The 11,375-nt window shown below is 63.8% G+C and carries 10 protein-coding genes; 1 reads left to right on the forward strand and 9 read right to left on the reverse strand.

The window, feature by feature from the left end; translation table 11 throughout:
• Nucleotides 1-4: 4 nt before the first annotated feature.
• From DEM25_RS04785 to DEM25_RS04800, 4 genes are all read right to left on the reverse strand, one after another.
• Nucleotides 5-2,605 (reverse strand): dipeptide ABC transporter ATP-binding protein, encoded by a 2,601-nt coding sequence (locus DEM25_RS04785; protein ID WP_109766936.1) that lies wholly within the window; start codon nt 2,603-2,605, stop codon nt 5-7.
• Between the two features lie 11 nt (nt 2,606-2,616).
• Nucleotides 2,617-3,828, reverse strand: a complete 1,212-nt coding sequence (locus DEM25_RS04790) for an ABC transporter permease (RefSeq protein WP_109766937.1) — start codon at nt 3,826-3,828, stop codon at nt 2,617-2,619.
• A gap of 18 nt (nt 3,829-3,846) precedes the next feature.
• Complete coding sequence (locus DEM25_RS04795) at nt 3,847-4,851, reverse strand: ABC transporter permease (protein WP_196780316.1); 1,005 nt, start codon at nt 4,849-4,851, stop codon at nt 3,847-3,849.
• 151 nt (nt 4,852-5,002) lie between these two features.
• Nucleotides 5,003-6,649, reverse strand: coding sequence for an ABC transporter substrate-binding protein (locus DEM25_RS04800; RefSeq protein WP_109766939.1), 1,647 nt, complete (start codon nt 6,647-6,649; stop codon nt 5,003-5,005).
• 259 nt (nt 6,650-6,908) lie between these two features.
• Between DEM25_RS04800 and DEM25_RS04805 the strand changes: the two genes are divergently transcribed.
• Nucleotides 6,909-7,715: an undecaprenyl-diphosphate phosphatase gene (locus tag DEM25_RS04805; protein ID WP_109766940.1), complete on the forward strand. Its 807-nt coding sequence runs from the start codon at nt 6,909-6,911 to the stop codon at nt 7,713-7,715.
• Between the two features lie 3 nt (nt 7,716-7,718).
• On the opposite strand, the gene DEM25_RS04810 is transcribed toward DEM25_RS04805, so the two are convergent.
• The 5 genes from DEM25_RS04810 to DEM25_RS04830 form a co-directional block, all read right to left on the reverse strand.
• Nucleotides 7,719-8,462, reverse strand: coding sequence for a sulfite exporter TauE/SafE family protein (locus DEM25_RS04810; RefSeq protein WP_245412762.1), 744 nt, complete (start codon nt 8,460-8,462; stop codon nt 7,719-7,721).
• A gap of 13 nt (nt 8,463-8,475) precedes the next feature.
• A complete protein-coding gene (locus DEM25_RS04815; RefSeq protein ID WP_109766942.1) occupies nt 8,476-9,471 on the reverse strand; it encodes a complex I NDUFA9 subunit family protein in 996 nt (331 codons plus the stop codon).
• A 166-nt stretch (nt 9,472-9,637) separates the two neighbouring features.
• Entirely contained in the window at nt 9,638-10,147 is a 510-nt protein-coding gene (lysM, locus tag DEM25_RS04820; RefSeq protein ID WP_109766943.1) for a peptidoglycan-binding protein LysM, read from the reverse strand.
• Between the two features lie 103 nt (nt 10,148-10,250).
• Nucleotides 10,251-10,688, reverse strand: a complete 438-nt coding sequence (gene arfB / locus DEM25_RS04825) for an alternative ribosome rescue aminoacyl-tRNA hydrolase ArfB (RefSeq protein WP_109766944.1) — start codon at nt 10,686-10,688, stop codon at nt 10,251-10,253.
• Nucleotides 10,678-11,367 (reverse strand): nitroreductase family protein, encoded by a 690-nt coding sequence (locus DEM25_RS04830; RefSeq protein ID WP_109767037.1) that lies wholly within the window; start codon nt 11,365-11,367, stop codon nt 10,678-10,680. The genes arfB and DEM25_RS04830 overlap by 11 nt, the downstream gene beginning before the upstream one ends.
• Between the last annotated feature and the right edge of the window lie 8 nt (nt 11,368-11,375).

The following is an 11,375-nucleotide window of genomic DNA, read 5'->3' on the forward strand; positions in this document are numbered from 1 at the left end:
GCCGTCAGCCCCCGGTCTTCTTTCTGGCCAGCGCCTTGGCCTGCTTGACCCAGCCGTCCCGGTCGATCCGTCCCTTGAAGCTCAGATAGCTGTCGACCCAGTCACGCTGAGGCTTCTTCCAGGCCGCGACCTGCTCGAACGTGTAGATGCCGAGCCCGTTCAGCGTGCCTTCAAGCTTCGGGCCGACCCCGGAGATCTGCTTGAGATCGTCGGGCACGTCCGGACGTTCCATGGATGACGGACGGTCGGGATCATCGAGCGAAGACTTGCCGCCCCTGGACTTGCCGCCCCTGGACTTGGCCGCCTCGGCTTTCGCTCGCTTGGTCTTCTTGGTCGCTTTGGTCTTTGCCGACCCCGTGTCGCCGGTATCCGCGACGGCGGCGACGGCCTTGTCGCGCCTGGCATCGGCCTTCTTCTGCACGGGCGCCTTCTTGACCGCGTCCAGATCGACGATCTTGGAGGCGTCCTCGACCGAGTCCTCCTTTGCCTCGAAAGAAATCACCGGCTCCATGGACTCAAGTTCGTCGCGGGACAGGTGGCATTTCATGAAGTGGCCTTCGCCCCATTCCACGTAACCCGGCACTTCGGTTTCGCACTTGTTGCCGGAGACGCGCTCCTTCCAGCGGCAGCGCGTCTGGAACGGGCAGCCCGGAGGCGGATTGAGCGCCGAGGGAATGTCGCCGTCCAGAACGATGTGCTTCTTCTGGACCGACGTGTCGGCGATCGGAATGGCCGACAAGAGCGCCTCGGTATAGGGATGGTAGGGCGGCGAAAAGATCTGGTCGGTCGTGCCCTGCTCGACGATGTGACCGAGATACATCACCACCACGCGGTCGGCGATGTAACGCACGACGGACAGGTCGTGGCTGATGAACAGCATGGTGGTGCGCGACTCGCGCTGAATGTCCATCAAGAGCTCTGTGACGGCCGCCTGGACCGACACGTCGAGCGCCGATACCGGCTCGTCGGCGACGACAACCTTCGGCCCGCCGGCAAAGGCGCGGGCAACGCCGATGCGCTGTTTCTGGCCGCCGGAAAGCTGACGCGGCATCCGCGTTTCGAAGGCGCGCGGCAGCTTGACCAGATCGAGCAGTTCCAGCATGCGCTCGCGCCGCTCCTCGGTCGAGTTGCCGAAATTGAACTTTTCGAGCGTGCGGATGATCTGGCTGCCGACCGAGTGGCTGGGATTGAGCGTGTCGAACGGGTTCTGGAAGACCATCTGGATCGAGGAGACCAGATCGGCGCCGCGGTTCTCGACCTCGATGCCCTGGATCTCCCGGTTGCCGAGCGTCACGGTGCCTTCGGTTGCCGTTTCAAGCCCGAGCAGAACCTTGGCGAGCGTCGACTTTCCGCAACCCGACTCGCCGACGATGGCGACGGTTTCCGCCTCCCGCGCGGTGAACGAGATCGTCTCGTTGGCCTTGACGGTCCGGGTCTCGCCGCCGCCGAAGATCGCGTTGGCGGCCACGTCGTAATATTTCTTCAAATTGTCGATCTGCAGCACGGGCGCGCCGGGCTCGACCGGATCGTTCTGCGCGATGCCGTCGGGCATCGCCTTCCAGTCGATCTCGTCGAACCGGACACACCGGCTGTTGTGATCGTGATGACCCTTGACCGGAATCATCGAGATCGGACCGGCATCGCACTCGCCTTCCACGAAGTGATGGCAGCGCGGGCCGAAATTGCAGCCATGGGGTCGCTCGTGCGGCAGTGGCAGCTGGCCGGGAATGGCGATCAGCGGGCGCGAATTCTTGTCCGCGCCGGGCAAAGGGATCGATCGGAACAGGCCCTGCGTATAGGGGTGGCGCATCCGGTCGAACACATCGGCGACGTCGCCCGTCTCCACGGCCTCGCCCGAATACATCACCGAGATGCGGTCGCAGGTCTCCAGGATCAGGCCCAGATTGTGCGAGATGAACAGCATCGACATGCCGTATTTCTTGCCCAGATCCTTGACCAGCTCGACGATGCCGGCCTCGACCGTCACGTCGAGCGCGGTGGTCGGTTCGTCCAGAAGCAGAAGTTCGGGGTTGGACAGGAGTGCCATGGCGATGACGACACGCTGCTGCTGGCCGCCGGAAATCTGGTGCGGATAGGAGCTCATCACACGCTTGGGATCGGGCAGGCGCACCGCTTCGAGCATCTCGATGGAGCGGTCATAGGCCTGCTGCTTGGAAACGCCCTCATGGACGATCGGCACTTCCATAAGCTGCTGGCCGATCTTCATCGCCGGATTGAGCGACGCCATCGGCTCCTGGTAGATCATGGCGATCTTCGATCCGCGCAGGTCGCGCAGTTCAGCATCGCTCATCTCGCCCATGTCACGGCCCTTGAAGCGGATCGTGCCGGACTTGATGTGTCCGCGGTTGCCCATGTCGCGCATGATGCCGAGCGCGACCGTCGACTTGCCGCAGCCCGATTCGCCGACAATGCCGAGCGCCTCGCCCGGCATGACCTTGCACGAATAGTCCATGACGGCGGGAATTTCGCCGGCACGGGTGTAGAACGAGATGTGCAGGTTCTCGATCTCGAGGATCGGGGTCTGGTCGGTGGCGGGCGCCGGAACGCCGCCGGTTGCGGGAGTGATTTCAGTGTTGGCTGACATTGTTCCCTCCCTCAGTCTTTCAGCGATTCTTCACGCAGCGCGTCGGCGAGAAGATTGAGGCCGAGCACGAAGCTCATCAGCGCGACGGCGGGCACCAGCGCCGGCCAGACGTAGAGCCGCAGGAGCTGCGAGCCGTCCTTGATGGCCGTGCCCCAGTCGGGGCTTTCGGGCGGCATGCCGAGCCCGAAATAGCCCAGCGTGCCCAGCAGGATCGTCGTGTAGCCGATGCGCAGACAGGCATCGACGATCAGCGGGCCGCGTGCGTTGGGCAGCACTTCCCACAGCATGATGTACCAGGGGCTTTCGCCGCGCGTCTGGGCGGCGGCGACATAGTCGCGCGTCTTGATGTCCATGACGAGACCCCGCGTGATGCGGAACACGCCGGGTGACGATGCGAAGACGACGGCGACGAAGATGTTGAGCTGGCCCGGTTCGATCGAGATGATCTTGAAGACCGGCAGGTCGAAAAACGCCCCGACAAAGCCAAGCCCGTTGTTGCGCAGCGCCTGAACGATGAAATCGTTGGAAACGAGCGAGATCCAGATCCATGTGCCCAGGACTATGGTCACTGCGATTGCAGGCCACATGAATTGCGGACGCGCCTGATAGCGCGTGTAGAAGAGCGTGACGAAGAAGATGACCGGGAAGATGAAGAACAGGCCGGCCAGCGTGTAGGGGATCGGCGTCTCGGTGATGCCCGGCGTGACCAGCAGATAGAACAGAAGGATCACCGGGAAGGCCAGAACCAGGTTGGCGATGAACGACAGGACGTTGTCGACCTGTCCGCCGTAATAGCCCGCCGGCAGGCCCAGCGTGATGCCGACCATCAATGCGAAGGCGGTGGCGGCCGGCGCGATGATCAGAACAATCTGGGAACCGTACACCATGCGGCTGAACACGTCGCGGGCCAGCTTGTCGCCGCCCAGCAGGAACGCATTGCCGGATTCAGGGTCGATGGTGCCGGGCACCGCGTTCTTGAGGATCGGCACCACCCCGATCGGGTCGAACGGCGCGATGATCGACGCGAACAGCGCCGAGAACAGCCAGAAGCCGATAAAGACCAGGCCGGCGATCCCGACGCCGCCATCATAGAGCTGGCCGTAAAGGCCGAGCCGGTCCCGATACATGTAGCTCAGGGTGCCGATGATGATCATCGCGGCCCAGACCGGCCAGAAACGCCAGATGATCTGGATGACGATTTCGAATGTGGACAGAGTTTCCATTGTGCGCCCCCTATGCGCTCACGAGACGCGGATGCGCGGATTGAGGAAGGCGTAGCCGACGTCGCTGAGCAGCTGGGTGACCAGAACGACGACGACGGAAACGAGCGCGCAGGCGAGCAGCAGGTCGATATCGTTGTTCGACGCTGCTTCGACCAGCGTGAAGCCAAAGCCCTGATACCGGAACATCGCCTCGACGATGACGACGCCGGTCAAAAGCCACGGGAACTGCGGCATGATCACGGTGAAGGGCGCGATCAGCGCGTTGCGCAGCGCATGCTTGATGACGACCGATGAGAAGGTCAGCCCTTTCAGGCGCGCCGTGCGGATATATTGCGCGGTCATCACCTCGGCCATCGACGCGCGCGTCATGCGGGCAATGTAGCCCATGCCGTAGATCGCCATGGTCATGACCGGCAGGGTAAAGTTGGAAAAGGTGATGCCCTCGCGCGTCGCGGTCGCGGCCGACCCGTTCAATATGCCGAGCCAGGACGCGAATATGACGGTGAAGATGACGCCGGACACATACTCGGGCGTCGCCGTCGATGCGATCGAAGCCACCGACAGACTTCGGTCGGTTCGTGACCCTTCGCGCATGCCGGCAAAAATGCCGACGAGTAGCGCTCCGGGCACCATGACGAGCATGACATAGAACATCAGCCAGCCGGTGGCCTGAAGGGCTGGCACAAGGCGTTCGGAAACCGGCACCTTGAAGCGTGTCGAACAGCCGAAATCGCCCTGGATGACGCCGGAAAAGCGCGCCTCGGCCGGCTCGTCGCAAAAGCGGAAGCGCGGTGTCGCCTCGCCGGTTTCAGGATCGACGAGGGGTTGCTTCTGGACGACGCCCAGCCACTGGCCGTAGCGGACGAAGAAATTGTCGCGATAGCCGTTGCGCACAAGCCAGCTTTCGATCTGCGCATCGGAGGCGCGCATGTTGGTCTGGCTGATGGACAGCTTGCGCAGATTGGGTTCGAGATTGACGAGGAAAAACACGACGAGTGTCAGGCAGAGCATGGTCAAGGCCATGATTCCCAGACGCCGGACAAAGAACGAGATCAAGCTGCTTCTCCCCAAGACGCGCGATGGCGCGAGACGTGCAGACGGCTTCTTGCGGCCGCCTTGCCCCTGTAGCGAAAAGGCGCAGCCGGTTCCGGCTGCGCCCTGGTTTCAGGCCCCGTCAGGTGTCGAGCCAGACATCGGCCAGATCCAGCTCGTAGGTCGGATGCTGGTAGTAGTTCTGGACGGTTGCGTCGTTGAAGTTGAACAGCGAACGCCAGTAGGGCTGGATGATAATGCCCGATTCCTGCAGCATCCGCTGGATATCGACCATCAGTTCACGCCGCTGGTCGGCGTCGGCGATCGCCAGGGCCTGGGTCAGCTTCTCGTCGAACTCCGGGTTCGAATAGCCGGCTTCGTTCCAGGCTTCGCCGGACCGGTAGGCGAGCGCAAGGATCTGCACGCCGAGCGGGCGGTGGTTCCAGTTGGTGGACGAGTAGGGATATTTCGTCCAGTCGTTCCAGAAGGTCGAGCCGGGGAGCACCGTGCGCTTGACCTTGAACCCGGCCTCGCGAAGCTGGGCCGCCACCGCATCGGTGGTGTTCTTGCGGTAGTCGTCGTCGATCGAGATGATCTCATGCTCGAAATCCATCTGGCCGGCTTCTTCCATCAGCGCCTTTGCGGCGTCGATGTCGCGGCTGATCGGCGGCAGTTCGGCATATTCGGGGTGGATCGGTGCCACGTGGTGGTTCTCGGCCACCGTGCCCTGACCGGCAATGCCAAGCTGCAGAACGACATTGTTGTCGACGGCGAGCTGGAGCGCCTGACGCACGCGCTGATCGTCATAGGGCGGGTTGTTGACGTTGGTGCGGACGACAACGGTCGCGCCGGTGACGGCTTCGTTCTTGGTCAGACCAAGGCCCTCGAAAATGTCGACGAAGTCGCCGGTCACCTCGTAGTTGGCCTGTACCTCGCCCGACTCGAACGCGGAGACCTGGGCCGACTGGTCGGTGCCGTAGTCGACGAAGACCACCTCGTCGAGATGCGCCTCGCCGCCCCACCAGGCACCGTCCTCGCGGCGCTTGTACTCGGCACGGTCGCCGATCGAGAACGAGACCAGTTCGAACGGACCGGTGCCGATCGGATTGTCGACCAGTTCGCCCGTGTCCGCATAGGAGGGGTGAACGACCAAGGCCGGATAATCGGCCATGCCGGCGATCAGCGTAATGTCCGGCTGCGGCAGCATCAGCTTGACGGTGAAATCGTCGACCCGGACGATTGCGCCCTCGGCGGCCTTGCCGGTCTCGTCGTCGATGATCGCCGCAAAGCGCGCGGCCATCGAATTGCCCTCGACGTCGCGTTCGCACCAGCGCTCGATGTTGAAGATAACGTCGTCGGCGTTGAAGTCGTCGCCATTGTTCCACTTGACGCCCTGCCGCACGCGCAGCGTGTATTCGGTGGCGTCGTCGTTGATCTCCCAGCTTTCGAGCAGCATCGGCTCGAAGGTGAAGTCGACGGTGTATTTGACCAGCGGCTCAAGGAACTGACGGCCCAGATTGCCCATTTGCGACCAGTCAAAGGTGCGCGGATCCTTCAGTTCGCGCACGTCCATGGCGATGGTCAGCACGCCGCCTTTCTTGGCTTCCTGCGCCAACGCCCTTCCCGGCGCTGCGATGCCGATCATCGAATAGGCGGCGGCGGTGGTGGCGCCGAACGTCGTTGCCAGGGCGAGGAATTCGCGCCGATCCATCTTGCCGGCCTTGGTGTCCGCGGCCAGCTTCTCGATGTGCTCGGGCATACGCTCGCCGTTGCGTTTGAAAAATGCCATACATGCCTCCCGGGGTTGTAGCATTGCGTGCCCTAACTTCGGACACGGCAGCACGCTTGTCAAAGCGCTTACAAAAATTTTCGTTTCTGCGACCTCATCAAACGCCGTGGCGACCCCGGCGGGTTTCCGTCAAGCGACATGCATTTGCGAAGCGGCGTCAACAATGGCGGAAAAAACGCCGTCGGACGGGGTTTTTTTAACCGCAATCGGTGTATAGGCCGGCACGACCCGCTTCACACGATCGCCGCAGAAAGCCTCCATGACGGACCAGACAATCGTTGCAGCCGCCCTTCTGGGCGTTCTTGAAGGGCTGACCGAATTCATACCGGTCTCGTCCACCGGACATCTGCTGCTTGCGGGACACTTTCTGGGCTTTGAATCCACCGGCAAGACGTTCGAGGTGCTGATCCAGCTGGGCGCAATCGGCGCGATCGTCAGCGTCTATGCGGCGCGGCTGTGGCAAATGGCCACGCGCCTGCCATCGGACCCGCAAACACAAAGGTTTGTTCTGGGCATCCTTCTGGCATTCCTGCCGGCGGTCGTGGTCGGCGTGCTGGCGCACGGCTTCATCAAGACCGTCCTGTTTGAATCGCCGATGACGATCTGCATCGTGCTCATCGTCGGCGGGTTCATCCTGCTGTGGATCGACCGGCTGCCGCTGAAACCCAGATATACCGATGTGATGGACTATCCGCCATCGCTTTGCCTGAAGATCGGCCTGTTTCAGGTGCTGGCGATGGTACCGGGCACTTCGCGCTCGGGCGCGACGATCGTCGGCGCATTGCTGATGGGCACCGACAAGCGCTCGGCGGCGGAGTTTTCCTTCTTCCTCGCCATGCCCACGATGGCGGGCGCGTTCGCCTATGACCTGTTCCAGAACCGCGCGCTTTTGACGATGGACGATGCGGTGATCATCGCCACCGGTTTCATCACCTCGTTCATCGTCGCCGTCATCGTCGTGCGAATGCTGCTGGACTATGTCTCGCGCTACGGCTTCGGCCTGTTTGCCTGGTGGCGGATCATCGTCGGTTCGGCGGGGCTGGTGGGCCTGTGGCTGCTGGGCTGACGGTCACAGCAGCGCGCGGCGGATCAGGTCGAGCGCCAGAAGGGTCAACAGAAGCTTGAAGACGCGCCGAAAGACACGCTCCGGAACCACCGACAGGATGCGCGCGCCGGTGATCGTACCCAGATAGCCGGTGGCGATCATCGCCGCGATCACCGGCACCCATTTCCAGAACGCAAAGCCCAATGCGCCGAACGCGGCCACCTTCAGCCCGTGCTGAAAACTCATGGCGAGCGCGGCATTGGCGACCAGCTTTCCGCGATCGGCGAACGAACGCGCGAACAGGGCGTTGACCAGCGGCCCGGTGGCACCGACGAACATGGTGGCAAACGTGCTGGCAAGGCCGCCAATGGCCATGACACCCGGCGAGGCGAAGGCGAGCGCCGGGAGCTTCAGCCAGGTGACGGCCAGCACGAACAGGCCGAGGATAAGCTTGAGCGCCGTGTCAGGCAATTCGACGACGAGCAGCGCGCCCAGAAATGCGCCGGCCAGACTGCCGACCAGGAACGGCACGAGGATGGGAGGGGCGGCAAGCCGCCGCATGTGCCAGGCGCGGCCCGCATTGGAGCCGAGCTGGACGACGCCGTGCACGGGAATGAGCGCGGCAACAGGAACGACCGGTCCCATGAGGGCAAGAAGCGTCACCCCGCCGCCGATACCGAACGCGGCCGTCATGGCGGACGTGAAGTAGCTGGCGGCGATCAGAAAGGCCGCCTCAAGCCCTTCCAGGCCGGGCGGCAGGAGGGTCAAGGCCGGCGGTCCGTCAGCCTTCGCCCTTCTCGGCGGCGACATTGTTCCGGAACTGCCCGGTCACGCGGAAGCGCCACAGATAGGTGGGCAGGATCGCCTCGACGGTCGACGCATCGATGCCGATGCCGTCCAGCGTGCGCCTATCATCGATGGCCGCTTGTGAGACGACGTTGTCGGTGCGCAGCAGGCGCACCTGGTCTTCGGTGATGAGCGGCGTGCCGGGCATCATCTGGAAAAAGCGGCCCTGCATGGAGGCCGCCCACCACGGAATACTCACAAGGGCGCGCTTGCGCTGGATGACTTCGAGCATCTCTTCAAGGCATTTGCGGAAGCTCATCACTTCAGGACCGCCCAGCTCATAGGTTGCGCCGCCCCTGAGCCGGCCGTCGATTCCGCGCGCGATCGCCTCGGCGACATCGCCCACATAAACCGGCTGGAATTTCGTCTCGCCGCCGCCGATCAGCGGCAGGAACGGCGAGTAGCGCGTCATGGAGGCGAACTGGTTGAAGAAATTGTCTTCGGGCCCGAAGATGATGGACGGGCGCATGATGACCGCATTGTCGCCCAGCGTCTGCCGCACCCAGTCTTCGCCACGGCCCTTGGACCGGGCATATTGCGACTCCGAATCCGGGTCGGCGCCGATGGCCGAGACATGGACCAGCGGGATGCCGGCCTTGTCGCAGCTTTCGGCGACGTAGCGTGCGCCATATTCCTGCACGGCGTCAAAGCCCTGCTTGCCGCCCTCGAACAGGATGCCGACGAGATTGATCGCCGCATCGGCGCCTTCGACGGCGCGCTCGACCGACCATTTGTGGCGCAGATTGGCCTGGATGGCGGCAATCTGGCCGACATCGCCGAGCGGCTGAAGATGGAACGCCAGATCGGGCCGGCGCACGGCGGCGCGCACGCGGTAACCGCGCTTGGCCAGCGCCCGCGTCACATGGCGGCCGAGAAATCCGGATCCGCCGAAGACGGTGACGACTTTGGGCATGTTCGACAGGGTGGTCATCGTCGCTTTCACTCCGCGCTGCACCTTTGCGCCGGCGCCCGTGCGGGCGCGGCGTCTGGCCGGTTCTCTATTCGCTTATGGCGTTGCCGAAAAGGGGGTCATTGGACGCATGAAGCGCCAAGACGAAGGGCAGCGCCGGGCCGCCCTTCTTGCCGGTCGGCGCGTCTCAGGCCTTGGCTATGTCGGGAATGCGCAGCACCTGGCCGGGATAGATCTTGTCCGGGTGCGTCAGCATCGGCTTGTTGGCCTCGAAGATGAGCTCGTATTTGGAGCCGTTGCCATAGGCCTTCTCCGAGATCGCCCACAGCGTGTCGCCTTTTTCCACGGTGTGGAACTTCGGCTCGGCGGCCGGGGTCGCAGCGGCGATGATCGCGTTCATGTCGGCGCCGGCGTCCAGCTTCAGACCGCTTTCGGGCGGCACGACCTTGAGTTCGGACGCCTCGACCTTCGAGATGCCGAGCGTGTTGCCGACGGCGACGACGGCCTTTTCGAAGATCGACTGATCCTCCACGGCGCCGCGAATGACCGCCGTGTCGCCCTTGACCTCAACCTGCACCGCGTCGGTGCCAAGGCCGTGCGAATCCAGTTCGCGCTTGAGTTCCTCGGCATTGGCTTCATCATCGTCACCGAAACCGAGCCGCTTGCCGGCGCTCTTCACAAAATCGAAAAATCCCATTTCCCCATCTCCCTCGATAGAAGTGTTTGCGCGACGTGTATTGCACCTGTCGCATGACAAATCCAAGTCATTTGCTCGGCAGCCGCTTCGGCGCGCCGGTCAGCTATTCGTCGTCATGCACCGAACCGCGCATCTTCTTGATCGCCGAACGGCCGGCCTTGGCCTTCAGACGCCGTTCCACCGAACCGCGGGTCGGGCGCGTCTTGCGGCGCGGCGGAGGGGGTGGCTGCAGCGCCTTGTCGACCAGCGCCGCGAGCCTCTCGCGCGCGTCCTGCCGGTTGCGTTCGCGCGTGCGGTATCGGCTCGCCTCGACGACGATCTCGCCGGCCTTGGTGGCGCGCCGGCCAGCCAGCCGCATCAGTCGCGCAAACTGGGCATCGGTGAAGACACCGGAGCCCCTGGCCTGAAAGCGCAGTTGCACGCTTGTCGCCACCTTGTTGACATTCTGGCCGCCCGGGCCCGACGCATGGATGAAGGCCTCCGTCAGCGTCCAGGCGGGAAGCTCCGCGCCGTTCGCCAGCCGGAGCGCATCACCGGCCATCGCCACCGATCCATGTGGTGACATCTTCGAGGGGCTTGCGGGTGATGGCCGGAACGCTCGCGCCCTCAGCGGGTCGGCCGGCGACCAGCAGGATGACCGGCTTCTCGTGCGCGGGGCGCCCGCAAATCTCCGACAGGAAGCCCATCGGCGACGGCGTATGGGTCAGCGTCGCAAGGCCTGCATTGTGCAGGGCGGCGATCAGAAGGCCGGTGGCGATGCCGACCGATTCGGGCACGTAATAGTGCTTGACGCGCTCGCCGGCCGCATCGATGCCATGGCGTTCGGCGAAGATGACGATGAGCCAGGGCGCGGTTTCCAGAAACGGCTTGTGCGCGTCCGTGCCGAGCGGCGCCAGCGCCGACAGCCATTCATCGCCGGCGCGGCCTTCATAGAAGGCGCGCTCCTCGGCTTCGGCCGCCTGACGAATGCGGGCCTTGGTCTCCGGGTCGCCGATCGCAACGAAATGCCATGGCTGCTGGTTGGCGCCCGACGGCGCGCTCGCCGCCGTCCGCAGGCAGTCCTCGATCACCGACCGGGGCACGGGTTCGGGCGAAAAGTCGCGCACCGTGCGCCGGCGGGTCATCAGGTCGGCGAAGGCGCCGGCCCGTTCCGTCATCTCATCGGCGGATCGATGCTGAAAATCGAGCTGGATATGCGACGATTGCGCGGATCGGTTCATGACGGCCT

It is taken from the genome of Oceaniradius stylonematis (genome assembly GCF_003149475.2).
Lineage (GTDB): Bacteria > Pseudomonadota > Alphaproteobacteria > Rhizobiales > Rhizobiaceae > Roseitalea > Roseitalea stylonematis.

Excerpts from the sequence above, each read along its gene's own strand:
- DEM25_RS04790 (WP_109766937.1), bottom strand. The coding sequence starts at position 3,828 with ATGGAAACTCTGTCCACATTCGAAATCGTCATCCAGATCATCTGGCGT.
- DEM25_RS04795 (WP_196780316.1), bottom strand. The coding sequence starts at position 4,851 with ATGGCCTTGACCATGCTCTGCCTGACACTCGTCGTGTTTTTCCTCGTC.
- DEM25_RS04785 (WP_109766936.1), bottom strand. The coding sequence starts at position 2,605 with ATGTCAGCCAACACTGAAATCACTCCCGCAACCGGCGGCGTTCCGGCG.
- DEM25_RS04800 (WP_109766939.1), bottom strand. The coding sequence starts at position 6,649 with ATGGCATTTTTCAAACGCAACGGCGAGCGTATGCCCGAGCACATCGAG.
- DEM25_RS04815 (WP_109766942.1), bottom strand. The coding sequence starts at position 9,471 with ATGACCACCCTGTCGAACATGCCCAAAGTCGTCACCGTCTTCGGCGGA.
- lysM (WP_109766943.1), bottom strand. The coding sequence starts at position 10,147 with ATGGGATTTTTCGATTTTGTGAAGAGCGCCGGCAAGCGGCTCGGTTTC.
- DEM25_RS04830 (WP_109767037.1), bottom strand. The coding sequence starts at position 11,367 with ATGAACCGATCCGCGCAATCGTCGCATATCCAGCTCGATTTTCAGCAT.
- arfB (WP_109766944.1), bottom strand. The coding sequence starts at position 10,688 with ATGGCCGGTGATGCGCTCCGGCTGGCGAACGGCGCGGAGCTTCCCGCC.
- DEM25_RS04805 (WP_109766940.1), top strand. The coding sequence starts at position 6,909 with ATGACGGACCAGACAATCGTTGCAGCCGCCCTTCTGGGCGTTCTTGAA.